At 74.6% G+C, this 24,561-nt stretch carries 20 protein-coding genes and 1 pseudogene; 12 read left to right on the top strand and 9 right to left on the bottom strand.

The genetic code is table 11. From position 1 onward, the window contains the following. Window positions 1–212 precede the first annotated feature (212 nt). The 4 genes from IE287_RS26295 to IE287_RS26310 all read left to right on the top strand — a co-directional run bounded on the left by IE287_RS26295 (window position 213) and on the right by IE287_RS26310 (window position 5,121). A complete protein-coding gene (locus IE287_RS26295; protein WP_189851676.1) occupies window positions 213–1,553 on the top strand; it encodes an ABC transporter substrate-binding protein in 1,341 nt (446 codons plus the stop codon). Window positions 1,554–1,643: 90 nt separating this feature from the next. Next, window positions 1,644–2,654 carry a carbohydrate ABC transporter permease gene (locus tag IE287_RS26300; protein ID WP_189851677.1) on the top strand — a complete coding sequence of 337 codons (1,011 nt, stop codon included), beginning with the start codon at window positions 1,644–1,646 and terminating at the stop codon, window positions 2,652–2,654. A gap of 2 nt (window positions 2,655–2,656) precedes the next feature. Then, window positions 2,657–3,571 carry a carbohydrate ABC transporter permease gene (locus IE287_RS26305; RefSeq protein ID WP_189851678.1) on the top strand — a complete coding sequence of 305 codons (915 nt, stop codon included), beginning with the start codon at window positions 2,657–2,659 and terminating at the stop codon, window positions 3,569–3,571. Window positions 3,572–3,678: 107 nt separating this feature from the next. Beyond that, window positions 3,679–5,121 (top strand): GH1 family beta-glucosidase, encoded by a 1,443-nt coding sequence (locus tag IE287_RS26310; protein ID WP_189851679.1) that lies wholly within the window; start codon window positions 3,679–3,681, stop codon window positions 5,119–5,121. Window positions 5,122–5,201: 80 nt separating this feature from the next. Here the strand turns inward: IE287_RS26310 and IE287_RS26315 are convergent, their stop codons facing one another. The 5 genes from IE287_RS26315 to IE287_RS26335 form a co-directional block, all read right to left on the bottom strand. Then, window positions 5,202–5,672: a hypothetical protein gene (locus IE287_RS26315; RefSeq protein ID WP_189851680.1), complete on the bottom strand. Its 471-nt coding sequence runs from the start codon at window positions 5,670–5,672 to the stop codon at window positions 5,202–5,204. 133 nt (window positions 5,673–5,805) lie between these two features. Beyond that, on the bottom strand, window positions 5,806–6,534 hold the full coding sequence (locus IE287_RS26320) for an IclR family transcriptional regulator (protein ID WP_189851681.1): 729 nt from the start codon (window positions 6,532–6,534) through the stop codon (window positions 5,806–5,808). A 214-nt stretch (window positions 6,535–6,748) separates the two neighbouring features. Next, entirely contained in the window at window positions 6,749–7,627 is an 879-nt protein-coding gene (locus IE287_RS26325; protein ID WP_189851682.1) for a geranyl diphosphate 2-C-methyltransferase, read from the bottom strand. Window positions 7,628–7,656: 29 nt separating this feature from the next. After that, window positions 7,657–8,889 (bottom strand): family 2 encapsulin nanocompartment cargo protein terpene cyclase, encoded by a 1,233-nt coding sequence (locus IE287_RS26330; RefSeq protein ID WP_189851683.1) that lies wholly within the window; start codon window positions 8,887–8,889, stop codon window positions 7,657–7,659. A 56-nt stretch (window positions 8,890–8,945) separates the two neighbouring features. Then, entirely contained in the window at window positions 8,946–10,355 is a 1,410-nt protein-coding gene (locus IE287_RS26335; RefSeq protein ID WP_189851684.1) for a family 2B encapsulin nanocompartment shell protein, read from the bottom strand. A 560-nt stretch (window positions 10,356–10,915) separates the two neighbouring features. Between IE287_RS26335 and IE287_RS26340 the strand changes: the two genes are divergently transcribed. The 3 genes and pseudogenes from IE287_RS26340 to IE287_RS26345 all read left to right on the top strand — a co-directional run bounded on the left by IE287_RS26340 (window position 10,916) and on the right by IE287_RS26345 (window position 12,871). Beyond that, entirely contained in the window at window positions 10,916–11,332 is a 417-nt protein-coding gene (locus tag IE287_RS26340) for an SLC5/6 family protein (RefSeq protein WP_189851685.1), read from the top strand. A 49-nt stretch (window positions 11,333–11,381) separates the two neighbouring features. After that, a pseudogene (locus IE287_RS39500) lies at window positions 11,382–11,771 on the top strand (cytosine permease); the annotation flags it as partial. A gap of 224 nt (window positions 11,772–11,995) precedes the next feature. Beyond that, on the top strand, window positions 11,996–12,871 hold the full coding sequence (locus tag IE287_RS26345) for an alpha/beta hydrolase family protein (RefSeq protein WP_189851686.1): 876 nt from the start codon (window positions 11,996–11,998) through the stop codon (window positions 12,869–12,871). Window positions 12,872–13,124: 253 nt separating this feature from the next. On the opposite strand, the gene IE287_RS26350 is transcribed toward IE287_RS26345, so the two are convergent. Then, entirely contained in the window at window positions 13,125–13,466 is a 342-nt protein-coding gene (locus tag IE287_RS26350; RefSeq protein WP_189851687.1) for a GNAT family N-acetyltransferase, read from the bottom strand. Window positions 13,467–13,819: 353 nt separating this feature from the next. On the opposite strand from IE287_RS26350, the gene IE287_RS26355 reads away from it, so the two are divergent. Then, window positions 13,820–14,329, top strand: coding sequence for an NUDIX domain-containing protein (locus tag IE287_RS26355; protein WP_189851728.1), 510 nt, complete (start codon window positions 13,820–13,822; stop codon window positions 14,327–14,329). Here IE287_RS26355 and IE287_RS26360 read toward each other — a convergent pair. Continuing rightward, window positions 14,281–15,699: an MFS transporter gene (locus IE287_RS26360; protein WP_229883754.1), complete on the bottom strand. Its 1,419-nt coding sequence runs from the start codon at window positions 15,697–15,699 to the stop codon at window positions 14,281–14,283. The two genes, IE287_RS26355 and IE287_RS26360, sit on opposite strands and share 49 nt — an antisense overlap. 71 nt (window positions 15,700–15,770) lie before the next feature. Between IE287_RS26360 and IE287_RS26365 the strand changes: the two genes are divergently transcribed. Further along, complete coding sequence (locus IE287_RS26365) at window positions 15,771–16,784, top strand: GlxA family transcriptional regulator (RefSeq protein ID WP_189851688.1); 1,014 nt, start codon at window positions 15,771–15,773, stop codon at window positions 16,782–16,784. 73 nt (window positions 16,785–16,857) lie between these two features. On the opposite strand, the gene IE287_RS26370 is transcribed toward IE287_RS26365, so the two are convergent. Then, window positions 16,858–19,098, bottom strand: a complete 2,241-nt coding sequence (locus IE287_RS26370; protein WP_189851689.1) for a glycoside hydrolase family 9 protein — start codon at window positions 19,096–19,098, stop codon at window positions 16,858–16,860. A 449-nt stretch (window positions 19,099–19,547) separates the two neighbouring features. On the opposite strand from IE287_RS26370, the gene IE287_RS39605 reads away from it, so the two are divergent. After that, entirely contained in the window at window positions 19,548–21,269 is a 1,722-nt protein-coding gene (locus tag IE287_RS39605; protein WP_308436884.1) for a S8 family peptidase, read from the top strand. Continuing rightward, window positions 21,266–22,924: a hypothetical protein gene (locus IE287_RS39610; protein ID WP_308436885.1), complete on the top strand. Its 1,659-nt coding sequence runs from the start codon at window positions 21,266–21,268 to the stop codon at window positions 22,922–22,924. Before IE287_RS39605 ends, IE287_RS39610 begins: the two co-directional genes overlap by 4 nt. Before the next feature lie 91 nt (window positions 22,925–23,015). Here IE287_RS39610 and IE287_RS26380 read toward each other — a convergent pair whose 3' ends face one another. After that, on the bottom strand, window positions 23,016–23,933 hold the full coding sequence (locus tag IE287_RS26380) for a pirin family protein (RefSeq protein ID WP_189851690.1): 918 nt from the start codon (window positions 23,931–23,933) through the stop codon (window positions 23,016–23,018). Between the two features lie 129 nt (window positions 23,934–24,062). Between IE287_RS26380 and IE287_RS26385 the strand changes: the two genes are divergently transcribed. Continuing rightward, window positions 24,063–24,542, top strand: coding sequence for a GNAT family N-acetyltransferase (locus tag IE287_RS26385; protein ID WP_189851691.1), 480 nt, complete (start codon window positions 24,063–24,065; stop codon window positions 24,540–24,542). The last annotated feature ends 19 nt before the right edge of the window (window positions 24,543–24,561 follow it).

Raw genomic sequence — 24,561 nt, forward strand, 5'->3', positions numbered from 1 at the left:
AAACCCGCCGAACACCTTCCGGTAACGAATCCGCGTTCATGTCTTGACACCCCCACCCCCCCGGCGGCAACCTTCCGGCAACGACGTGGGAGCGCTCCCATCATGGGATGCGACACAGCCTGCATCAGGTCCCGGCAGGGCCCGCCGAGCCGCGAGCAGCCGGCCGGACCTCATGGCGCACGAAGAGCACCACCTTGGACGAGGAGAGTGGAATGCGCACTTCCAGCAGCAGACGCGGACGCCGTACGACCGCCGCGGCGGTCGCCGCGGTGGTGACCGGCACGGTCCTGCTCACCGGTTGCGGAAGCGACGGGGACGACAAGGACGGGGGGAAGGCCGGCGGCACGATCACGCTGCGGGTCGGCACCTTCGGATCGTTCGGCTACGACAACAAGACCGGCGCCAAGCTGTACGCCGAGTACGAGCGGCTCCACCCGAACATCAAGATCGAGGAATCGAACGTCGCCGACGGCCAGAAGTACTGGGACACCCTGAAGCTGCGCCTCTCCCGGAACAGCGGCGTCGCCGACATCCAGGCGATCGAGGTCGGCTACATCGCCGAGGCCACCGGCGCGACCATGGCCGACAAGTGGCTGGACGTCGTCAAGGACGGCGGCGCCGACACCTCCAAGTTCCTGGACTGGAAGGTCAAGCAGGCCACCACCGCCGACGGCAAGGTCATCGGCCTCGGCACCGACATCGGCCCCATGGCGGTCTGCTACAACAAGGACCTCTTCGCCAAGGCCGGGCTGCCCACGGAGCGCGACGAGGTCGGCAAGCTGTGGAGCGGCGACTGGGCGAAGTTCCTCACGGTCGGCGAGACGTACAAGAAGAAGGCCCCCGCCGGCACCGCCTTCCACGACTCCGCCAGCGGCCTCTTCAACGCGGTGCTCTCCAGCGACCCCGTCCAGTACGCCGACTCCAGCGGGAAGCTGGACTGGGAGAACAGCCCCGGCGTGAAGAAGGCGTGGGAGCTCGGCGTGAAGGCCGCCGAGGGCGGACTCACCGCCAAGCTGCGCCAGTTCGACGAGGCGGGCACCTGGAACGCGGCCTTCAAGAACTCCAAGTTCGCCACCGTCGCCTGCCCGTCCTGGATGACCGGCATCATCAAGGACCAGGCCGGTCCCGCCAACCAGGGCAAGTGGGACATCGCCGCGCCGCCCGTCGCCGGAAACTGGGGCGGCGCCTTCCTCGCCGTGCCCAAGGCGGGCAAGCACACCAAGGAGGCCGCCGAGCTGGCCGCCTGGCTGACCGCGCCCGAGCAGCACGCCAAGGTCTTCGCGGTGAACGGCAACATCCCGTCCTCCAAGGACACCCTCATCTCCCCCGCGGTGCAGAACGCCAAGCTGCCGTACTTCGGCGACACCCCGGTCGGCAAGATCTTCTCCTCGGCGGCGGCCGGCATCACCCCCGCCGTCATCAGCCGTTACGACGGCCAGGTGAAGACCTTCCTCACCGACAACGGCATCCTCGACATCGAGCAGCGGGGAACCGACCCGGCCAAGGCCTGGGAGAACGTCAAGAAGCTGGTCGACGACAAGATCCAGCAGTAGCGGGGACCGTGCGCCGGCCCGCCGCCACCTGCCGGCGGCGGGCCGGCACCGTCCGCACCACCGCACGCATCGACCTGGAAGGACGCCCCCGTGGCCACCTCCGTACGGGCGACGCAGGACGGCACCCCGCCGCCCGCCGCACCGCCCTCCCCGCCCGCCCCGCGCGGCCGGCGCCGCCGCCCCGGCCCGGGCGGCTGGCGCAGCACCCTGTACCGCTGGGACGTCAAGGCGATCCCGTACGTCTTCATCGCCCCCTTCTTCCTCACCTTCGCCGCGTTCGGCCTCTTCCCGCTGATCTACACCGGGTGGCTGTCGCTGAACCGCGTCGAGCTCGGCGGCACCCCCGAATGGAAGGGCCTGGAGAACTACACCGACCTGGCGACCAGCGAGTTCTTCTGGAACGCGCTCCTCAACACCTTCACCATCGGTGTCATCTCCACCGTCCCGCAGCTGCTGATGGCCCTCGGCCTCGCCCACCTGCTGAACTACAAGCTCCGCGGCCGCGGCTTCTTCCGGGTCGCGATCCTCGCCCCGTACGCCACCTCGATCGCGGCGGCGACCCTGGTCTTCGCCCAGCTCTTCAACGCCGACTACGGGATGATCAACAGCCTCCTGGACTGGTTCGGGATCGACCCGGTCGACTGGAAGAACTCCAAGTGGCCCGCGCAGATCGCGATCTCCGTCATCGTCACCTGGCGCTGGACCGGCTACAACGCGCTGATCTACCTGGCCGCGATGCAGGCCGTGCCGCAGGACCTCTACGAGGCCGCGTCGCTGGACGGCGCTTCCCGCTGGCGCCAGTTCATCAGCGTCACCATCCCCTCCATCCGGCCGACGATCTTCTTCACGATCATCGTCTCCACCATCGGCGCCACCCAGCTCTTCGGCGAGCCGATGCTCTTCGGCGGCAGCGTCGGCATCAGCGGCGGCAGCGGCCACCAGTTCCAGACGCTGAGCCTGCTCATGTACGAGAAGGGCTGGATCACCGGCTCGCTGGGCTCCGCCTCGGCGATCGCCTGGGTCATGCTGGCGCTCCTGCTGCTCGTCGGCGGCGTCCAGGCCCTCGTCTCCCGCCGCAACCGCAAGAAGCAGGGGGACTGACCATGGCCCGCACCCTCGACACCACCCCGGCCGTGGAGCCCCGGACGGCGGGAGAGCGCCCGGCTCGCCGCCGCTTCCGCCAGACGGCGGGCCGGCAGCACCACGCGGGACCGCTCACCTACGTGCTGCTGATCGTCGCCACGGTGGTCTCCCTCTTCCCGCTGTACTGGAACGTGGTCGCCGCCTCGCACACCGGCGACCGGGTGGTGCAGGCCCCCGCGCCGCTGCTGCCCGGCTCCCGCCTGCTCGACAACCTCAGCTTCGCCTGGGACCAGGTCGACATGGGCGAGGCGCTGATCAACACCACGGTCGTGGCCGGTCTGGTGGCCGTCTCCACCGTCCTCTTCTCCACCCTCGCCGGCTTCGCCTTCGCCAAACTGCCCTTCAAGGGCCGCGGCATGCTGCTCTCGCTCGTGGTGGCCACCATGACGATCCCGCCGCAGCTCAGCGTCATCCCGCTCTACCAGATCATCACCGACCTCGGCTGGTTCGACCAGCTCCAGTCGGTGGTCCTCCCCTCGCTCGTCGCGGCCTTCGGCGTCTTCTTCATGCGCCAGTTCCTCGTCGAGGCACTGCCCGTGGAGCTGGTCGAGGCGGCCCGGATGGACGGGGCGCACAGCCTGCGGATCATCTGGCACGTGGTCTTCCCGGTGGCCCGCCCGGCCATGGCCGTGCTCGGCATGCTCGTCTTCGTCCAGGCGTGGAACGACTTCTTCTGGCCCTTCATCGCCCTCACCCCGGACGGCAACCCGACCCTCCAGGTCGCGCTCGCCGGGCTCGGCGCGGGCAACCACACCGTCGACCACGCCATCGTGCTGACCGGCGCGCTGATATCGACCGTGCCGCTGCTGCTGGTCTTCGCCTTCCTGGGCAAGCACATCGTGGGCGGCATCACCGCCGGCGCCGTCAAGAGCTGACCGGACCGCCCCACCCCTTCCCGCCCTCCGCTCGGCTCCGTCCGGGTCCGTCGCAGTCGCCGGACCCGGACGGGCCGCCCCGTACCCCGTGTTGGGAGCCCTCTCCTATGACCGCGTCCGAAACCCGGCCGCTCACCGCCGTCCGCCAGTTCCCCTCCGACTTCCTCTGGGGCGCGGCCACCGCCGCGTACCAGATCGAGGGGGCGGCCCGCGAGGACGGCCGCACGCCGTCCATCTGGGACACCTTCTCGCACACCCCCGGCAAGGTCTTCGAGGGCCACACCGGCGACGTGGCCGTCGACCACTACCACCGGTTCCGCGAGGACGTCGCCCTCATGGCCGAACTCGGCCTGAACGCCTACCGGTTCTCCGTCTCCTGGTCCCGCGTCCAGCCCACCGGCCGGGGCCCCGCCGTCCAGAAGGGCCTGGACTTCTACCGGTCCCTCGTGGACGAGCTGCTCGCCGCCGGCATCGAGCCCGCCCTCACCCTCTACCACTGGGACCTGCCCCAGGAGCTGGAGGACGCGGGCGGCTGGCCCGAGCGCGCCACCGCCGAGCGGTTCGCCGAGTACGCGGGGATCGTCGCCGACGCCGTCGGCGACCGCGTCAAGCGGTGGACCACCCTCAACGAGCCCTGGTGCAGCGCCTTCCTCGGCTACGGCTCCGGGGTGCACGCACCCGGCCGCACCGACCCGGTCGCCTCGCTGCGCGCCGCCCACCACCTCAACCTGGGCCACGGCCTCGCCGTCCAGGCGCTGCGCGCCTCGCTGCCGGCGGACCGTCAGATCGCGGTCTCGCTCAACCTGCACGAGGTGCGTCCGCGCAGCGGCTCCGCCGAGGACCTGGAGGCGGCCCGCCGGATCGACGCCGTCGGCAACCGCGTCTGGCTCGGCCCGATGCTGGAGGGCGCCTACCCCGAGGACCTGATCGCCGACACCCGGCACCTCACCGACTGGTCCTTCGTCCAGGACGGCGACACCGCGGCGGCGCACCAGCCGCTCGACTTCCTCGCCATCAACTACTACGCGCCCACCCTGGTGGCGCACGTCGCCGACGGCGAGGAGAAGCCGCAGGACGACGGGCACGGCGACAGCGCCCACTCGCCCTGGCCGGGCGCCGACCGGGTGGCCTTCCACCGGGCGCCGGGCGAGCGGACGGCGATGGGGTGGCCGGTCGACCCGAGCGGCATGTACGACCTGCTGCGCCGGACCTCCGAGGCGTACCCGGACCTGCCGCTGGTGATCAGCGAGAACGGCGCCGCGTACGAGGACGTGGTCGGCGAGGACGGCGGGGTCCACGACCCCGAGCGCACCGCCTATGTGCACGCGCACCTGGAGGCGGTGCACCGGGCGATGGACGACGGCGTCGACGTCCGCGGCTACTTCCTGTGGTCGCTCCTCGACAACTTCGAGTGGGCGTACGGCTACGCGAAGCGGTTCGGCATGGTCCACGTCGACTACGACACCCTGGTGCGCACCCCGAAGACCAGCGCCCGCTGGTACTCGGGCGTGGCGCGCTCGGGCGGGCTGCACGCGCCCGACGCCGTCTGAGCGGGGACGGTCCGAGCGAGGACGTGCCCGGGGGCCGTGCCGGATCACCGGCACGGCCCCCGGGGCCTCTCGGAGCGGGATCAGATGTCGACGACCCGGTAGCCGATGACGTAGACGCCGCCGGAGCCCTCGACGCTGCGCCACTGGGTCTCGGAGCCGGCCTCGCTGCCGGTGACGAGGGTGGCGCCGAGCTTGTCGTCGCCGCCGAAGGTGTCCTTGTCCCACAGGGTCAGGGTGCGGGCCTGCTCCTTGCCGAGGATGAGGGCGGCGTTGCCGTTGCCGTCCGCCATGGAGCGGACGTAGCCGGTGCCCATGGTCTGGTAGCCGATGCCGTTGCCCGGCCAGACCTTGACGGCGTTGCCGTTGGCGTCGGTGATCTTGAGGTAGGCCTCGTCGTGGTCGCCCTCGCTGTTCTTCTGGCAGTGCAGCTCGACGAGCTCGATCCGGACGTAGTCGATCGGCTCGGCGTGGGCGGTGCCGGCGAAGGCGGCGATGCTGCCGATCCCGAGGAGGGCGGTGGCGGCGAGGCGTGCGGCCCGGTTCTTGCGCATGGTGTGTCTCCCCCGAAGGTGTGCGTTCTCGTTCTTCCGGTGTGCCGTTCCCCCGGCACGTCCCTCACTCTGCCGCGGCTCCCCCGTCCCGTTCTACGCGCGTTCCGCTCAACGGAACCCGTCCCGGGAGCGGTCAGGGGGCGAGCGCGGCGGACGGGACCGAGCGGTGCGGTACGCCGCGGGCCAGCGCGCGGCCGAGCGCGGCCCCGGCATCGGCGACGGAGGAGGCGAGCGCGTCGAGCGGCCGGCCGGCCGGCACCATCGCGGCGAGCGCGGCGACGGTCCGCCCGTCCCGGCCCCGGACCGGGAAGGCGGCGCAGCACACGCCGTCCACCACGTCCTCCCGGTCGAGGACGGGCCCGCCCACGAGCGGTCCGCGCAGGGCGTGGCCGGCGGCGGTGTCGAGGCGGAAGGCGGTCCCGTTCCGCACCGGCACGAGCGGCTCCAGCTCGCCCGGGGCCGAGGCCACGACGATGGCCTGGTCCTCGCGGAGCACGGCGAGGACGACGCTGGCGCCGGTCGCGGCGCGCAGCCGCTGCACCGGCAGCCGGGCGGCGAGGCGCAGTCCCGGGTGCGGTTCCCAGGCCTGGCCGAGCCGGTAGAGCTGCGGTCCGACGCGGTAGCGGTTGCCGCGCCGTTCGACCGCGCCGACGGTGACGAGCTGGTCGAGCAGCCGGTGGACGCTGCCCTTGGGCACCCCGCAGACGAGGGCGAGTTCGGTGACTCCGGCCTCGTCGCCGCACCGGCGCAGCGCGTCGAGCAGGGCGAAGGCCCCTTCGAGCACGCCCCGGCCGCGGCCGGGGCGCCCCGCTCCGGCGGCGGGCTCCGGGTCGGCGGGTCTCGGACTGGTCCCGTGGTCCATGGTCGTGTTCCCCCTGTCCTGGCGTCCGGCCGGTGTCCCCCGATGGCCCGGCCCCGGACCCCCTTCCACGATGCCGCAGACCCGGACGCATCACCGAAGGGTTCCGCGCCGGTGCGTCGCGGCCCGGCCGCCGGGCCGGAGGGCTGCGCGGACGCGCGGGGGGCCGGGCCCGTCGGGTGGACGGGCCCGGCCCGGTGACCGGCCGCGCAGGGGATCAGACGCGGTCGGCGGCGATCAGCACGTACTGGAAGGAGCCGTCCTTGTACGACTCGATGAACGCCTCCTCGATGCCGGTGACCAGCGACGAGGTGGCGCGCAGCTCCCAGTAGGGCAGCGTGTCGGGGGTCAGGTCGATCACGGCCTGGGGCACCAGGCGGTTGTCGGCCATCGCCTTGAGGTACTCGCGGCGCGAGTGGATGTTGCACTCGAAGTGGGCGTTGATCTGGGAGACCCACTTGGACGGCTGACCGTACTTGGGGTTCCAGCAGCCGGTGATGGTGACGTAGCGGCCGCCGACCTTGAGGAAGCGGGAGTGCTCGGCCATCAGGTCGTCGAGGTCGACGTACATGCTGGACTCGTTGTTCCAGGAGGCGGCGACGGAGCCCTTGTCGAACGGGGTGTCGAGCATGTTGCAGACCCGGGCGCGGACGTGGCCGTCGATGCCGAGCTCGCGGGCGCGCTTGTTGGCGAACTCGGCCTGGGTGGTGGAGAGGGTGACGCCCTCCACCTTGCAGCCGAAGCGCTGGTGGGCCATGACGCTCGATCCGCCGCGGCCGCAGCCGGCGTCGACGAGGGTGTCGGCGGCGGTGACCGGGCCGAGGTGGTCGAGGAGGACCTCGGCCTGGGCGGACTCCAGGCGGTGGAGCTCGGCGATCAGCTTCTTCTCGTACTCGCTGTCCTCGGGGGTGCCGAGGGAGGCGTGGTCGACGGCGCCGATGCCGTAGTGGTGGTGGTAGAGCCCGTCCACGTCACCGAGGCGCAGGTTCACGGGCCGGGCCTCGGCGTTCCAGTAGCGGGCGATGTCGCCCTGGTACGGAGTCGCCGGGCCGGGGATGAGCGCGGAGGCTTCGGTGGAGGTCAGCTCGGTGGTCACAGAGGAATCCATTTCTCGGTGGAAGTCGTCTACCAGAAGTCGGGCAGGCTGTAGCGGAACGTGTTGGTCTGGTGCCAGTGGTGGTTGCCGTCGACCCAGGTGGCGACGCCCTTGAGGAAGCGGAGCACGGTGGGGACGGCGAAGGTGGCGGCCACTTCGGCGGCGGCGGCCTCGAAGGCGCGCATGAGGTCGTTGTGGACCTCGATCGCCTTGAGGTAGGCGTCGCGTTCGGAGAGCTTCTCGCGCTCCGCGAGGACCACCGGGAGGTTGAGGTGGACGCCGGGGCTGGAGAGTTCCTTGGTGTAGGAGTAGAGGTCGTTGACGATGGTCGTCGCGTTGCCCGCGAGGGCGATGACCCGCTGCATCTCCGGTCGGGCGTGCAGGTCCGCCGGCAGTTCGTAGCCGCCGACGGTGTCGGTGATGGTGGGGCAGGGGCGGAAGTTGTTGAACTGGCGCATCGCCAGGTACTCCCACACCTCGGGCATGTGGCCGGTCTCGGCCCAGGCCGCCTCGGCCAGGTAGCCCAGGTGGAGCCGGGCCATGTCGTGCCGGTAGCGGTCGGCCTGGGAGGGCGAGGCCGCGCGGACGAAGTAGTCCATGGCGGAGCGGTAGGCACGGCGCGGGGCGTCCGAGCCGAGCGATTCCGCCCACGCCGGGGCGTACTCCGGGGTGGTGTGCAGGTGGTCGAGCGCGGTGTGCGCCATGAGGAGGCGGCCGCCGAGCCCGATCGGGGAGCCGCCGTGGTCCTCGCAGTAGCAGTCGTCGACGGCGTTCTCCGCGACCATGAGCCGGGTCGCGAGCATGACGTGGTCGACGGTCGGGGCGTCGGGGTGGCAGCCCACCATGTAGCTCCCGACGGAGAAGCCGTCGAACTGGCCCTCCCACTCGTCGGGGTAGAGCTGGACCTCGTCCAGCGCCCACTCCTTGATCCGCCGGCTGACCTCGTCCACGCGGGCCGGGTCGGGGTCCGCGACGGGGTGGAAGTAGAGGCCGGGGATCGGCCGGCCCCGCGCCGCCGGCGGGGCGGAGGGCTCCGCCGGTCCCGGCGGGGCGTCCGGCACCGGGAGGGGTGCCGGACGGGCGAAAGAGACGCTGGCCGTGCCGAGTCCGCTGGGTCCGCCGGGGATCCAGCGGGGCGCGGCCTCCGGCGCGGGCGCCTCGGCGGCCGGGCCGGCGGGGGCCCGGTCGAGGACGTCGGCCCCGAGGCGGGCCGCCGCCGCGGGCAGGTGCGCCGGCAGGGGGGAGAGCCCGGGGTCGGGCATCCGTGACTCCTTGCTGGGTGGTGTGGTCCGTCCCGGAGCCGGGACGGACGGGGGCGTCAGTCGCGCCGGCGGGCGATCTGCACGTTCTCCATCACGCCGAGGGCGTCGGGGACGAGGACGGCGGCGGAGTAGTAGGTCGTCACGAGGTACGACATGATCGCCTGCTCGCTGATGCCCATGAAGCGGACCGAGAGGCCGGGCTCGTACTCCTCCGGGATGCCGGTCTGGCGCAGGCCGATGACGCCCTGGTTCTCCTCGCCGGTGCGCATGGCGATGATGGAGCTGGTCTGCTCCTTGGTGATCGGGATCTTGTTGCAGGGGAGGATCGGGACGCCGCGCCAGGCCGGGACGGACTGGCCGCCGAGGTCGACGTGGTCCGGGTAGAGGCCCCGGGCGTTGAACTCGCGCCCGATGGCGGCGATGGTGCGCGGGTGGGCGAGGAAGAGCTTGGTGCCCCGGCGGCGGCTGAGCAGCTCGTCCATGTCGTCCGGGGTGGGCGGGCCGGAGTGGGTCTGGATGCGCTGCTTGAAGTCGGCGTTGTGCAGGAGGCCGAACTCGCGGTTGTTGACGAGCTCGTGCTCCTGGCGCTCGCGCAGGGCCTCGATGGTCAGGCGGAGCTGCTCCTCCGTCTGGTTGTGCGGGCCGTTGTAGAGGTCGGCGACGCGGGTGTGGACCTTGAGGACGGTCTGCGCGACGGAGAGCTCGTACTCGCGGGGCTTGAGCTCGTAGTCGACGAAGGCGCCGGGGAGGACGGCCTCGCCGACGTGCCCGGAGGACATCGCGATCTCGGCCTCGCCGTGCTTGTTCTGGGCCTGCTCGGGGAGGGTGCTGAACGCCTCGATGTGGGCCTGGAGGGCCGGGGAGTTGGCCTTCACCGAGGCGAAGTCGGCGCGGGAGAGGGTGAGGAGGGTGCCGCTGGTCTCGGCGGTGGCCGTGTAGTCCCAGGTGGCGTCGGCGTCGAGGAGCGCGTTCTCGCCGAAGCGGTCGCCGTCGCCGAGCACGGCGACGGTCACGTCGTCGCCGTAGGGGCCCTCGGAGGTCTGGCTGACGCGGCCGTGGGCGAGGAGGTGGATCTCGCCGGCCGCGTTGCCGCGGGTGACGATGATGTCGCCGGCGGAGAAGTCGCGCTGGACGCAGCGGTCGGCGAGCGCGGTGAGCACGTCGACGTCGTCGAAGCCGCGCAGCAGGGCGAGTTCGCCGAGCTCGCGGGGGATCACGCGGACGGTGGCGCCGTCCTGGACGAACTCCACCCGGCCGTCCCCGACGGTGTAGCTGAGCCGGCGGTTGACCCGGTAGGCGCCGCCCTTGGTCTCCACCCAGGGGAGCGTCCGCAGCAGCCAGCGGGAGGTGATCTCCTGCATCTGCGGGGCGGACTTGGTGGTCGAGGCGAGGTTCCGCGCGGCGTGGGTGCTGAGGGACTGCTGCGGGGGTGCCGCCTGGGCTTCCGGGCTGGTGTCGACGGTCATCGGACCGGGCTCTCCTTAGCGAGGGTGGTGACCGGGCACGGCGACACGCCGGACCCGTCGAGGAGGGGGAATGGAGGGAGGTCGTCTGGCCATCCGTCCAGACCGGGGGAACAGTAACGGCCCGTCAGCACGGCCCGCCCGGAGAGACGAGGGGCATTACCTCGATGCAGTGATCTTGTTCCGGCGCCGGTTTACCGGTGGATCCGTCGGCTTTCCGCCACGCGTTCGCGCGCTGCGCGGCATGAGGGCCGGTCGGGGGTCCCGGGGCGGTCCGGCGCCCCGATCGGACGGCACGCGTTCCGGCCACGTCGTTCCCGGTGACCCCCTCTTGACAAGCCGCCCCACCCGTCACACAAGTCAACCGACGGCGTCAACGCGGGCCCCGCCCCCTCCCGCACCCCGGCCGGAGACCCTCCCTGCACCGCCCCCTCCCCTCTCAACTCTCCCTGTCTGCAAGGGAGTTCACGGGGCGATGCGGAGCTCGCGACCACGACGGCCACGGGGGTGCGGGGCGTACGGAGGGAAAAGCGGCGGGCCCGGGGGCGGGGCGGCGGCGGCCCGTGGTGAGCGGACCGGCGCACCCGTACGCGGAGGGGGCGCCGGACCGGCGGTACGCCAACGCGGACCTGCTGCCGGCCGGGACCGGCGAGTTCCGCCGGCGGTGGCGGGACTTCGCGGCGGTCCGGGTGCGCGTCTCGTGGAGCCCGGCCCATCTGATGCCCTCCGGGATGCCGGGGCAGGACCGCTTCACCTGGCCGCGGACCCTGCTGATCTGCCTGGTCGCCCAGGCCGCCGTCCTGCTGCCGTCGCTGCTGGTCGAGCCCGCGGGCGACCGGTACGGAGTGCCGTTCGCGGTCTTCGCGCGCAGCGCCTTCGGGGTCCGGGGGCCGCCCTGCCTGCGCTACTGCGGTTCGTCCCGGCGTGCGTCCTCTTCGGCTTCCGGGCCGACCTCGGCGTCCGGGGCGTCGAGCTGCTGACCGGGGGACGGGCGGCTCCGGCGGCCAGGACTTCCTCGGCCTCAACCCGGTGTCGGCCGGGTACGACCTGTCGAGCACCGCGCCGTCCCTGATCGGCTTCAGGGCCGCGGCGGTGCCGGCGGCGCTGGCGGGCACGGCGGTGGCGTGGTGGGCGCGGAGCAGCAGCGACTACCGGGTGCCGGCCCGGGCGAACCTCGCCGAGGGCTTCTTCGGCACCGTGTCCGGGATCCTCGTCGTGGAGTACTGGATCGTGCGCCGGACCCGGCTGCGGCCGGACGCGCTGTACCGGGCCGGGGGGCCGTGCCGGTACGCGGGCGGCTGGAACCGGCGGGCCGTCGTGGCCTTCCCGGTGGGCGGGGCGCCGGCCGTGGGCGGCTCGCAGCGGGCCGGCGCGGAGGGTCCGCTGCTGCCCTTCCTCGCGCCGCTGGACGACTTCGGGTGGCTCGTGGGACCGGTCGCGGCCGGCGGGGTGTACGCGGTGTCGACCCTGCGAACGCGGGCCCGCGCGGCGGACGCCCGAGGCGGTCGCCCTGGGCATCCGCACAGGGCGGCCGGCGCAGGACTGGGCCCGCGCGCACAGACACGCGGGCCGGGCGGCTCCACGATGTCCCTGGCCACGGTTGCGAGGACGCGCGACCGTACGGAACCACAAGAGGAGTTCCCATGCCAGGGAGTAGGAGCCGCCTGTTCGGCGGTCTGGTGCTCGCCGTGCTGCTGGCGCTCGGCACGACACCCGCCGCCACGGCGGGCACCGCCGTCGCGGCGGCCGGCGCGGTCCCCCCGGTCGGCACCGCCTGGGGCGAGCCGGGCCCGTACGAGGTGGAGGTCGACATCGAGGCGGTCCACACCTTCTACCGCCCGAGGACGCTGGGCCCCTCGGGCGAGCGGCACCCGGTGGTGATCTGGGGCAACGGCACCGGGGCCGTGCCCGGGATCTACAGCTCGCTGCTGCGGCACTGGGCGAGCCACGGCTTCATCGTCGCCGCGGCGAACACGCCCACCTCGAACTTCGCCCTCGGCATGCGGGCCGGCATCGACCTGCTGGAGCGGCGCGACGCCGACCCGCACAGCGTCTACCACGGGAAGGTGGACCTGGAGCACATCGGGTCGGCGGGGCACTCCCAGGGCGGGGCGGCCGCGGTCAACGCGGCGATCGACTCCCGCGTGGACACGGCCGTGCCGATCCAGCCGGGGCCGCTGACCGACCCGGACCTCACCGACGTGCCCACGTTCTACCTGGCCGGGCAGCGCGACCTGACGGTCTGGCCGGCGCTGGTGAAGGCGCTGTACCGGGACTCGGGCCACCTGCCGGCCGTGTACGGGGAGGTCCGGGGCGCCGGACACCTCTCGTCCATCGGGGACGGCGGGAACTTCCGCGCCCCGACGACCGCGTGGCTGCGGTTCTGGCTGATGGGCGACGAGAACGCCCGGGGCTTCTTCTTCGGCCCGGGCTGCGGCTACTGCGAGGACGACGGCCTGTGGTCCGGCTGGGACCGCAACGACCTGGCCCAGCTGGTCCCCGGACCCGCCGGCACCTGACCCCGCGACGCCCGGGGACCGCCGGTCCCCGGCCCGCGACGGCGGGATCCGCCGGTCCCCGACCGCGCGACGGCCGGGACCGCCGGCCCCGGGCCCGCGGCCGGCGGTGGCCGCGGGGCCGGTCCCGGGCCGCCGGGAACCACCGGCGACCGGTCGCGCCGCCCCGGTCCTCCCGCTGCTCGTCGCCCGCCCGCCGGGGGGGCTGAGGCGCCGGAGGTCCGAGGTGCCGGGGCGGGGCGCCGGGGCCGGAGGGTCAGCGGCCCAGGGTCGCGTCCAGCCACTGGAGGACCTCGGGGGTGACCGGGTCGGTGATGTCGGCGAACTCGTCGTGCTTCTTGAGGAACTTGGCGACGTACGGGCAGACCGGCACGATCCGCATCCCGGCGGCGCGGACGTCGGTCAGCGCCTCCTGGACCAGGATCCCGGCGAGGCCCTGGCCCGCGTAGGCCTCGTCGACCTCGGTGTGGAAGAACACGCGGCGGTCGTCGCGGTCGCGGTAGGCGGTGAGCCCGGCCCGTGCCCCGTCGACGAGGATCTCGTAGCGGTGGCGTTCGTCGACGCGACGGACGACGGGGACGGCGGTCTGCTCGCTCATGGGGGCCTCTCGGTTCGTGACGGCCGGCCGCGCTGCGGCCCGGACCGACGCGACCTCGGGCGCACGCCCCCGGCGCGCGTCGGCGCGGTTCACCCTACTCCCCGGTATCCGCAGGTGGGAGGGGCGACCGGAGGGGCGTCCTCCGGCCGGGAGGGGTGCGCGACGCGTCCGAAACGCCTGTCCACGCCGGGCGGGGTGGCTCGTTGAACCCGGCGGAGTCCACGCCCCGAACCCCCGTGTCCGCGGACTCCCCGATCCCCGCCCGCCCCCGCCCCGGAGGCCGACATGCACCCCTTGCCCGCGCCCGCCCCCGCCTTCGCCCCCGCCCGTCCGACCCTGGTGGGGTGCTGACGATGCTTCCGGTCGACGAGTTCGTCGCGACGCTGCCGAAGGCGACCCTCTTCGGGGCCGTGTACTTCACCGACATGGACGAGCGGCCGGTGCAGCTCCACGCCGTCTACAGCGCCGAGCACCCCTGGCAGCTGCCCGGCGGCACGGCCGAGGAGGGCGAGCGGCCCTGGCGGACCGCCGTGCGGGAGACCGAGGAGGAGACCGGGCTGGTGGTGCCCGGGCCGCCCCGGCTCCTCGCCGCCGTGTTCGGCCTGCCGGGGGCCGCGTGGCCGCTGGCGACCGCCGGGTACGTCTTCGACGGCGGACGGCTGACCGACCGGCAGATCGCGGAGCTCGTCCTCGACCCGGAGGAGCACGACGAGGTCCGGGTCCTCGCGCTGCCGGAGTGGCGGCCGCTGATGCCCGCGCGGGACTTCGCGCGCCTCGCCGCCTTCGCGGAGGCCCGGCGCACGGGCACCGCCGCCTATGTCGGCACGTGGGACTGGGACGAGCCCGGGGCCCCGGAGGAGTAGTCCGTCCCCCGTCCGCCCGCGCACCCTTCCGCCCGTCCGGCCTCCTCCGACGGGCCGGCCTCCTCCGCCCGCCCGTCCTCCTCGCCGGACTCCTCCGACGGGCCGGGGCCGGAGGCCGGGGCGCGGCGGAGGGTGCGGATCGCTGGCACCGCGAGCAGGGCCGCGCTCGCCGCCACGCAGGTGAGCGCCGACAGGAGGAGGAAGTGGTGGGGGGTGGTCAGGCCGGCCGCGGGACCGGCGAGCAGCTGGCCCGCCGAGATGCCGGAGACCGAGCCCGCCAGCTCGTAGGCGCTGACGCGGTTGAGGACCTCCGGCGGGGTGTGGGTCTGCACGCTGGTGGCCCACATCACCGACCAGAAGGCGAGGGCGGCCCCGGCCAGCGCGTGCGCGGCCAGGAGTACGGGGAGCCGGGCGTCCAGGGCCACGGAGAGCGGCAGCGCTGCGTACAGGAACATCGCGGCCGCGCCGGCGGCGAGGGGCCGGGCGGGGCGGAGCCGGAGGGCGAGCAGTCCGCCCAGGACCGTCCCCACGCCGAGGAAGGAGACGGCCAGGCCGTACGCGTTCGGGCCGAGGCGGGCGCCGATCAGGGCCGAACCCAGCGGCACCAGCGGGCCGAAGACGAGCACCCCGTGGACCAGCCAGACGAGGATCACCGCCCACATCCAGGTGCGGGCGCGGAACTCGCGCCAGCCCCGGAGCAGGTCGCGGCGGAGTGAACTCCCCGTCCGCCGGGCGGGGTCGGCGGCCGTCGGGGCGGGGCGGAGGAGGGCGAGGCAGAGGGCGCTGACGAGGAAGGTGGCGGCGTCGATCGCGTAGACGGTCCCGGCGCCGGTCAGGGCGATCAGCAGGCCGGCGGCGGCGGGGCCGAGGAGGTGGGCGAGCGCGTCGGCCACCTTGAGGGTGGCGTTGGCCCGCTGCGGGTCGCGGGCGACGAGCGGCACCATGCCGTTCACGCCGGGCAGGAACATGGCGACGGCCGCGCCGGCCGCCGCCGCCATGGACACCAGGAGCCAGAAGGGCGGTCGTCCGGCGAGGAACGCCACGGCCGGCACGCCCTGGGTGACCACCCGCGCGAGGTCCGCGCCGACCATCATCCGGCGTGCGCCGAAGCGGTCGGAGAGGACCCCGCCGAAGAGGACCAGGAGGACGAACGTGCCGGTCCAGGCGCCGAGGACGAGCCCGACGCCGGTCACTCCGTACAGCGCGCCGACGGCCAGCGCGGCGGCCACGGGCATCATCGCGTCGCCCAGGAGGGAGACCGACCGGGCGGTGAAGTAGAGGGCGAACCGGCGGTCCCACAGGGGGGCGGGCGGCGCGGGGGGTCCGGCGGGGACGGCCCGCGCCCGGGTGTCGGGGTGCGTGGTGGTCACCCCACCGATGCTGGCCCGGCCCCCTCCCGGCCCCCAGTGTCGCGAACGACACGATGGGGTACTTTCGCGCCATGACCCCCTCTCCCCCGTCCCGGTCCCGGACCCCGCACCGGGTCGTGGCGCTGGTCCTGCCGCCGCAGCCGGCCTTCCCGCTGGCCTCCGCCTCCGAGGTCTTCGGCGGGCCCGGGCCGGCGGGCACGGAGCGGTACGCCTTCGGGATCTGCGCCGAGCGGCCGGGGCCGGTCGGGACCGGGGCCGGCTACGACATGCTGGTCGCGTCGGGGCTCGACGCCCTGGAGCGCGCGGACACCGTCCTCGTGCCCGGCTGGGGGCCGCCGGCCGGGCACGAGGTGCCGCCGGCCGCGGTCGCGGCGGTGCGGCGGGCGCACGCGCGCGGGGCGCGCGTCGTCGGCCTCTGCGCGGGCTCCTTCGTGCTCGCCGCCGCCGGGCTGCTGGACGGGCGGCGGGCCGCCACCCACTGGGCCCGCGCCGCCGAACTGGCCTCCCGCTTCCCCCGGGTCCGGGTCGACCCGGCGGTGCTGTACGTGGACCACGGCGACGTCGCCACGAGCGCCGGGGGCGCCGCGGCGGTGGACCTCTGCCTCCATCTGGTCAGCGCCGACCAGGGCGCGGCGCACGCGACGCGGATCGCCCGGCGGATGGTGACGCCGCCGCACCGCGAGGGGTGCCAGCTGCAGTACGCCGAGCCGCCGGCCGCCGGGCCGGTCGCCGACTCGCTGGCGCCGCTCCTGGACTGGCTGGGCGAGCGCCTCGACCAGCCGGTCGCGGTGGCCGACATGGCGGCCCGCGCGCGGGTCTCGCCCCGGACCCTGACCCGGCGCTTCACCGAGCAGCTGGGCATCAGTCCGGGGCGGTGGCTGCTGGACCGGCGAATCGCCGCGACCCGGGCCCTGCTGGAGGAGACGGACCTGCCGGTGGAGACCATCGCCCACCGGGTGGGCCTCTCCTCCGCCGTCAACCTCCGCCGCCGCTTCCACGAGGCCCTGCGCACCACGCCCGCCGCCTACCGCCGCGCGTTCCGGGCGGAGGGGGCGGGGGCGGGGCGGCCGGAGACCGGGGGGTGACCCGGGACCGGGCCGGGCCCGGCCGGCCCGATCCGGAAGGGACGGCCCGGGGCGCCCCCGTGGGTGCGGGCGCTCACCCCTGGTCGGCCGCGTAGGAGGCCATCCAGGTCAGGGCGGCGTTCCAGTTGACGGTGATCTCGTTGGTGGACCAGGACTGGATGTCGTCGATGTAGCAGAACTGGCCGACGCAGCCCTTCAGTTTCTCCTGGGCGAGCGGGTCCTGGATGCTCGAGTTCGGGCCTCCGGCGAGCGAACCGGCGGGCGGGTGGGGGGAGTTCGGGTCGAGCTGGCGGGCGTACCAGCGGCTGTGCTGGTTCCGGGAGGCGACCTCGCCGTAGCCGGTGACGTAGGAGACGTTCAGGGCGTTGCGGCCGAGGACGTAGTCCATGCTCTGGAGGGCTCCGTCGCGGTACTTCGCGTCGCCGGTGAGGTCGTGGGCGGTCGCGAGGACGACGGCGTTGTTGAGGATCTGGTGGGTGGAGCCCCAGTCGTACTTCTGGCCCTCGGGGGCGTACGGCATGCCGTAGGGGTGCGCCTTCAGGGTGGCGAGGTAGCGGTCGGCGCCGGCGCGGACGGAGCGGCGGACCCGGTCGCGGTCGGGGAGGCGGCTGGGGACGGTGGCGAGGTCGAGGCGGGCGGGGACGGCGGTGGCGGCCCAGTCGAAGGCGACGGGTCCGAAGAGGTCGGCGGTGTGGACCGGGGAGTCCAGGACGTGGTCCCGGTACTCCCGGGCGCCGGTGGTGAGGTAGAGCTCGGCCGCGGCCCAGTAGAACTCGTCGGCCACGTTCCGGTCGGGGTAGGCGCCGCCGCCGGTGCCGTCGCTCTCCGGGGCGAGGACGTCGGGGTGGGCGAGGGCGGCGGTCCAGGCCTTGCGGGCCGCGGTGAGCGCGGTCGCGGCGAAGCCGGGGTCGTACGCGGCGTAGAGGCGGGCGGCCTGGGCGGCGGTCGCGGCGAGGTTGAGGGTGGCGGCGGTGCTCGGCGGGTGCAGTTCGCGCTTCTGCGGGTCGTCGGAAGGAAGCAGCGGCAGGCCGGTCCACTGCTCGTCGTGGATCTTGTGGTGGGCCATGCCGGCGAGGGGTTCGCCGTCGGGCACCTGCATCTTGAGCAGGAACTCCAGCTCCCAGCGGGCCTCGTCGAGGAGGTCGGGGACGCCGTTGCCGCTCTCGGGGAGGGCCAGGGTGCCGTCGCCGAGGGCCCCGGGGTCGCCGGTGCGGGCGTGCAGGGCGCGCTCGTGGGTGGCGAGGAGCTGCCAGACGGAGATGCCGCCGTTGACGACGTACTTGCCGTGGTCGCCGGCGTCGTACCAGCCGCCGGTGACGTCCAGCGTGTAGGCGCAGACGCCGGGCTGACAGGGGACGCTGCCGTCGCCCCGGTTGGGGGCGACGTCGACGTGGCCGGCCGCGCGGCCGTAGCCGGGGCGCAGGTCGTCGCGGACGGGGGTGCCGCTGCGCTGGGTGTAGTAGAACTTCGCGGCGTCCAGGCGGAGCCGGTCGTAGGCGGCGGTGCCGATGTCGAAGGGGTGGCTGGTCTCGCCGTCGGCGACGAGGGTGAACCCCGTCCCGGAGCCGCGGTGCCGGCCGAAGTCGATGGAGTGGACGTTCTGTCCGGAGGAGGGGTCGACTCCGCGCGGGACGGTCCGGCCGCGGGCGACGGCGGTGCCGCGGGCGTCGTCCAGCCGCCAGGGCAGCGGCCCGGCGGCCTCGGTGACGAGGGTGGCGTTCTTGGGTCCCCGGGGGAGGTAGGCGACCTGGTTGACCCGGACGCGGGGGCCGGTGTCGGGCTCGTACGCCTCCGGCGGCACCCCGCCGAGGAGGGACACGTCGTCGAGGCAGAACCGCCAGGGGGTGGCGGCGCCGCCGAGCTGGAAGGCGACCTGGCCCTGGGCGGTGTCGACCGGCGAGGTGAAGGTGTACGTGTGGGTGTCGCCGTCGGCGTCGAGCGCGGGCACGGCCTCGTGGTAGGCGTCGTACGGGGCGACCTGGAGGCCGACGACCGCGCGGACGGAGTGGCCCTCGGGGGCGCCGGAGGCGCGGAAGGCGATGCGGTAGGTCTCGCCCTTGACGAGCGCGAGGTCGTTCTGGCCGACGGCGGCGTCCCAGCGGTTCACGGTGCCGCCGGGCACGTCGGCGCAGAGGCCGCCGCCGGCCGGGCCCGCGGTGACGCCGCTGGTCCACCAGGACGCGGCGCCGTCGTCGAAGGTGCCGTTCCTGATCCGTTCCACGGCGTCCGCTCCGGCCGGTCCGGCGGGCAGCGCGGTCAGGCCCGCCGCCAGCAGGGCCGTCAGGGACAGCAGGGCGGTTCTGCGTCGGTTCACGTCCGGACTCCTCGGGGGGTGGCGGAACACGTCGATGGGAGCGCTCCCAATCGGGCGGTGGACATCCTGGCGGCCGGAGCGCGGAGACGTCAACGGCCCCGACGGGACCAGACTCCCCCGGCTCGATTACGGCCAATCGGAGAGCACCCCTCCGGTCGCCCGCGCGCCGGAGGGGAAAAGACCGCGGCACCTGGCCTCCGGGGCCCCCGCGGACGCCGCTGTCGCACGGGCATCGCACGGGTGTCACGGACCCGTCACACGCCCGTCGCGGCCCCATCGAACTCGCGTCCCCCGGCGTGGCCGGAAACCACGGGCGCCAACCCCGCGCTCCCCCACCGGCGTTGATCACACCCCCGTGACCTCCCATACTGCGCTGACCGGCCGCGGGCGCCGTCAGCGCCGCCGGCCGGAAACACCACTCCACCTCGTCCCTAGCTCCTGGGGGAGACTTGCGCGCACACGTGCGGAAAGCACGCGCCCTGACGATCGCGGCGGCCACCTCGGTGGCCCTCGTGGCGGGCACGACCGGCCCGGCCACCGCGATCACCCTGACCACCCCGCCCGCCTCCGCCCCGCAGCACGCCCGGCTCGGCGGCGACCAGCGGATCCCGCTCGTCACCGGCGACCACGTGGTCGTGGACGCCGAGGGCCGCATGGTGCGGTTCGAGGCGGCCCCCGGCCGCGAACGCATACCCGTCGAGGTGCGGCGCACCGGCGACCGCACCCTGGTGGTGCCCGCCGACGCCGGGCCCCTGATCGCCGACGGGCGGCTCGACCAGCGGCTCTTCGACCTCTCCGTGCTCACCGACCCCCGGCTGCGGGCGAGCCACCGCTCCGGGCTGAAGCTGATCGTCCGGTACGAGGGGGGTGCCGGTGCCGCGCGGGACCGGGTCCGCTCGGCCGGCGACACCGAGCTGCGCCGGACCTTCCCGACCCTCGGGGCCGACGCCCTGCTCGCCTCCCGGGACGACCTGACCCGGGTGTGGGAGGCCCTGACGGACCGGCGGGCGAGCGGCGCGCGGACCGCCGCCACCGGCATCGCCGCGGTGTGGCTGGACGGGGTCCGGGGCGCGAGCCTCGACCGCAGCGTCCGGCAGATCGGCGCCGACAAGGCCTGGGAGGCCGGCTACGACGGCACCGGCGTGCGGATCGCCGTCCTCGACACCGGCGTCGACCGCACCCACGCCGACCTCAGGACCCGGGTGGTCGGCGAGCGGAACTTCTCCGCCTCCCCCGACGCGGTGGACCGCGTCGGCCACGGCACCCACGTCGCCTCGATCGCCGCCGGCACCGGCGCCGCGTCCGGCGGCCGGTACAAGGGCGTGGCGTCCGGTGCCGAGCTGATCAGCGGGAAGGTGCTCGACGACGAGGGGTACGGCGACGACTCCGCCGTCCTCGCGGGCATGGAGTGGGCGGCCGCCGAGGGCGCCGACGTGGTCAACCTCAGCCTCGGCGGCGCCGACAGCCCCGGCGTCGACCCGCTGGAGGCGGCGATCGACCGGCTCACGGCGGAGAAGGGCGTCCTCTTCGCCGTCGCGGCGGGCAACGAGGGCGAGTCCGGCCCGTCGAGCATCGGCTCCCCGGGCAGCGCGGACGCCGCGCTGACCGTCGGCGCCGTCGACCACGAGGACCGGCTCGCCCCCTTCTCCGGCACCGGTCCGCGCCTCGGCGACGGCGCCGTGAAGCCGGACGTGACCGCGCCCGGCGTCGCCATCACGGCGGCCGCGGCCCCCGGCAGCGCGATCGACACGCGCCCCGGCACCCCGCACCCGGCCCCCGGCTACCTCCGGATCGACGGCACCTCCATGGCCACCCCGCACGTGGCGGGCGCGGCCGCGCTCCTCAAGCAGCGGCACCCGGAGTGGACGGCCGCCGAGCTCAAGGGCGCGCTGACCGGCTCCGCCGAGGGCGGCGCCGGGCTCACCGCCTTCCAGCAGGGCGCGGGCCGGGTCCGGGCCGACCGGGCGCTCGACCAGACCGTGATCGCCGAGCCGGGGTCGCTGGACTTCGGCACGGCCCCGTGGCCGCACGCCGACGACGCGCCGGTCACCCGGCAGGTCGTCTACCGCAACCTCGGAACCGCCGACGTCACCCTCGACCTGTCGGTGTCGGGCCTGGACCCGGCCGGCCGGCCCCGGCGGGCTTCTTCGCCCTCGGCGCCCCCCGGGTGACCGTGCCGGCCGGCGGCACGGCGGCCGTCGGCCTCGTCGCCGACACGCGTCTCGGCGACGCCGACGGCGCCTACTCGGGCTACGTCACCGCCTCCGGCGGGGGCGGGCCCGTGCGGACCGCCGCCGTCGCCGTGCGGGAGGCGGAGTCCTACGACCTCACCGTCCGCACGCTCGGCCGCGACGGCGGCGACGCCGCGCACTTCGCCACCACGCTGACCGGTGTCGGCGGCCCGGCCGCCGGCCACCAGTCCCGGATCGACGACGAGCCCGGCAGCCACACGCTCCGCGTCCCCAAGGGCTCGTACACCCTCAACACGGCCGTCTACGAGGACCCTTCGGACTACGCCAGGGGCACCGACTGGATCGCCCAGCCCCGTCTGGACGTCTCCCGCGACACCACCGTCACCGTCGACGCGCGCACGACCCGGCCGGTGGAGCTGACCGTGCCGGGGATCGACCGGGCGGACTACGCGGGCACGTACTACGAGCGGGACACGGAGATCGGCCGGGTCGGCAACGGCTGGGTCCTGCGGGGCTTCACCGGCTTCCGCACCGCCCACCAAGGGCCCGCCGTCACCGACGGGTCGCTCCTGCAGACCTGGGACGCGCACTTCCTGAAGGACGCCACGACCCAGTACGCGGTGGCCTTCGGCGGGAAGACGGCGACCGTCGCCACCGGCTACGCCCGGCACGTGAAGGCGGACGGGTTCGCCACCCTGAAGGTCGGCCTCGGCGCCTCCGCGCCCGGCAAGACGGCGCTCGCCTCGCCCTACGCGCACCTGCCCGGAGCCCCCGAGGGCAACGGCTTCTCCGCCCGGCAGGCCGCGCCGGGCGTCCGCACCTTCCACGTCTCGACCGCCGACGGCGTGCGCTGGCTCACCCGCTACAACCAGCTGGGCGCGCCGGACGAGTGGGGGTACCCCGCCTTCGAGGGCGGCTACGAGATGGCCGCGCCGAAGCGGTACGAGGCCGGCCGGACGTACCGGGAGAGGTTCAACACCGGTGTCCTCGGCCCGCTCCTGGGCGAGGGCACGGGCGTGTTCCGCACCGCGCCGGACCCGGCGACGGGCGAGCAGCGGCTCGTCGGCGCCGTGCCGCTGCTGGCCGACGGCCGGGGCCACACGGGCGCCTCCCGCCACTCCTCGGCGACGACGACGCTCTACCGCGACGGCGTCCGGGTCGCGTCGAACACCGATCCGCTGAGCGGTGGGGAGCCCTTCGCCGTGGACGGCTCCGACGCCGCGTACCGGCTGGTGACCTCGGTCGAGCGGCCGGCGGAGGTCGGCGGGGCGTCGACCCGGGTCGAGACCTCGTTCGCGTTCCGCTCACGGCAGGTGGCGGCGACGACGTCGCTCCCGGTGTCCACGGTCCGCTTCGCGGCCCCCGTCGACCTCGCCACCCTGGCCCCGGCGCGGGCGCGGGTCACCGTCCCGGTGACGGTGCAGGGTTCGGCGGCCGGCGGCAACCTCGCGTCGCTCTCCGTCAAGGTCAGTCACGACGAGGGGAAGACCTGGCTCTCCGTGCCGGTCGTCGACGGCCGGATCACCGTGCGCAACCCGGTGAGGGGCGGCGGCATCTCGCTCTTCGCCGAGGTCACGGACCGGCAGGGCAACACGTCGACGGTGTCGATCCGCAACGCGTGGTCCGGGAGGTGAGGGGGTGACCTCCGCCCCCGGGCGGAGGGCGTGACCGGGCCGGCGCCACCTCGTGGGGAGGTGGCGCCGGTCCGGCGCGTCCGCGCTCCGGTCAGCCCGGGTTGCGGCGGGGCTTGAGCGGGGTGGTGGGGAGTTCGGGGGCCGGGAGGCGGTCGCCGGGGTAGCCGGCGACGGCGCCGAAGCGGTCGGAGGCGGCGGCCCAGTCCTCCCTGGCCCGCCGGATCTCGGCGTCGGTGCGGGCGATGAAGTTCCACCACATGACGATCTCCTCGCCGAAGGGCGGGCCGCCGAGGAGGACCGCGCGGGCCCGGTGCGGGGAGGTGTTGGCGAGGGTGAGGGCGGCGCGGCCGGGAGCGGTGTAGCCGAGTTCGGCGGGGCGCAGCGCGGTGCCCTCCAGGGTGACGTCGCCCTCGTCGACGAGGAGGCCGTGCTCGAACTCCGGGTCCACCGCGAGGGTCACGGTGGCCCCGGGGTCGAGGAGGACCTCGGCGCCGAGGAGCGGGGTGAAGGCGGGGACCGGGGAGGTGTCGCCGGCCAGGGTGCCGAGGAAGACGCGGAGTTCGGCGCCGTCGACGCGCACCGGGCGGGGGGCGTGGTGGGTGAAGTCGCGCGGGGTGTCGCGGTGGGCGTCGGGGAGCGCGACCCAGAGCTGCACGCCGTGCAGCACGGTGGTGTCGGGGGTGGAGACCTCGGAGTGGGCGATGCCGTGGCCGCCCGTCATGAGGTTGATCTCGCCGGGGCGCACGGCGGCGTGGCTGCCGAGGCTGTCGCGGTGCTCGATCTCGCCGCTGAACAGCCAGCTGACGGTCTGGAGCCCGATGTGGGGGTGGGGCGCGACGTCCATGCCGCCGGAGGCGGCGACCGGGTCGGGGCCGTAGTGGTCGGCGAAGCACCAGGCGCCGATCAGGGTGCGGGCCCGCTGGGGCAGCGTGCGACGGACGGTCATGGCGCGCGGGCCGCCCAGCGGGACGTCCCGGGGCGTGAGGATCTCGACCTTCGTGTCGCCCATCTCCGACCCCTCCTCTTTTAGTTCGACTTTCAACCATTGTGGGCGACGGTCCGCGCCGCCGCAAGTCCATGATCCACCGGCGCCGCGTACCCTCGGCCCGACAGCCCTCCCCTCCCGACAGGAACCGGCATGGACCTCCTCCCCTGCGCCCCCGGCCACGCCGCCGCCGTCGCCCGCTGGCCCGCCTCCGCCACCGAGGCGCTCCACTGGTGCGGGCACCGCGGCCACCCGGTGCCCGCGGAGACAGTCGCCGGGTGGAGCCGGGACCCGGACAGCCACGCGTACGTCCTGACCGACGGGACGGAGCTCCTCGGCTACGGGGAGGTCTGGCACGACCACGAGGAGGACGAGGCCGAACTGGCCCGCATCGTCGTCGCGCCGGACGCGCGCGGCCGCGGCCTGGGCCGCGCCCTCGTCCGGCTGCTGCTCGCCGAGGCGCGGGCGGCCGGCTTCGCGGAGGTGTTCCTGCGCGTCCACCCCAACAACGCGGGGGCCCTGCGCTGCTACGAGGGGGCCGGCTTCGGGCGGGTCGACGCGGGGACGGCGGCGGCCTGGAACGCCGCCCAGCCGGTGGCCTACGTCTGGCTCCGGAACGAACCGTCCGCCTGAGGACCGCCTCGGACCTCCC

Origin of the sequence: Streptomyces omiyaensis (genome assembly GCF_014650895.1) — a bacterium.
GTDB lineage: Bacteria > Actinomycetota > Actinomycetes > Streptomycetales > Streptomycetaceae > Streptomyces > Streptomyces omiyaensis.

What these genes read in the sequence shown, in the direction of transcription:
- IE287_RS26330 (WP_189851683.1), bottom strand. Translation starts at nt 8,889, where the DNA reads ATGCCCGACCCCGGGCTCTCCCCCCTGCCGGCGCACCTGCCCGCGGCG.
- IE287_RS26335 (WP_189851684.1), bottom strand. Translation starts at nt 10,355, where the DNA reads ATGACCGTCGACACCAGCCCGGAAGCCCAGGCGGCACCCCCGCAGCAG.
- IE287_RS26355 (WP_189851728.1), top strand. Translation starts at nt 13,820, where the DNA reads ATGCTTCCGGTCGACGAGTTCGTCGCGACGCTGCCGAAGGCGACCCTC.
- IE287_RS26345 (WP_189851686.1), top strand. Translation starts at nt 11,996, where the DNA reads ATGCCAGGGAGTAGGAGCCGCCTGTTCGGCGGTCTGGTGCTCGCCGTG.
- IE287_RS26295 (WP_189851676.1), top strand. Translation starts at nt 213, where the DNA reads ATGCGCACTTCCAGCAGCAGACGCGGACGCCGTACGACCGCCGCGGCG.
- IE287_RS26380 (WP_189851690.1), bottom strand. Translation starts at nt 23,933, where the DNA reads ATGGGCGACACGAAGGTCGAGATCCTCACGCCCCGGGACGTCCCGCTG.
- IE287_RS26315 (WP_189851680.1), bottom strand. Translation starts at nt 5,672, where the DNA reads ATGCGCAAGAACCGGGCCGCACGCCTCGCCGCCACCGCCCTCCTCGGG.
- IE287_RS26385 (WP_189851691.1), top strand. Translation starts at nt 24,063, where the DNA reads ATGGACCTCCTCCCCTGCGCCCCCGGCCACGCCGCCGCCGTCGCCCGC.
- IE287_RS26310 (WP_189851679.1), top strand. Translation starts at nt 3,679, where the DNA reads ATGACCGCGTCCGAAACCCGGCCGCTCACCGCCGTCCGCCAGTTCCCC.
- IE287_RS26320 (WP_189851681.1), bottom strand. Translation starts at nt 6,534, where the DNA reads ATGGACCACGGGACCAGTCCGAGACCCGCCGACCCGGAGCCCGCCGCC.
- IE287_RS26305 (WP_189851678.1), top strand. Translation starts at nt 2,657, where the DNA reads ATGGCCCGCACCCTCGACACCACCCCGGCCGTGGAGCCCCGGACGGCG.
- IE287_RS26350 (WP_189851687.1), bottom strand. Translation starts at nt 13,466, where the DNA reads ATGAGCGAGCAGACCGCCGTCCCCGTCGTCCGTCGCGTCGACGAACGC.
- IE287_RS26365 (WP_189851688.1), top strand. Translation starts at nt 15,771, where the DNA reads ATGACCCCCTCTCCCCCGTCCCGGTCCCGGACCCCGCACCGGGTCGTG.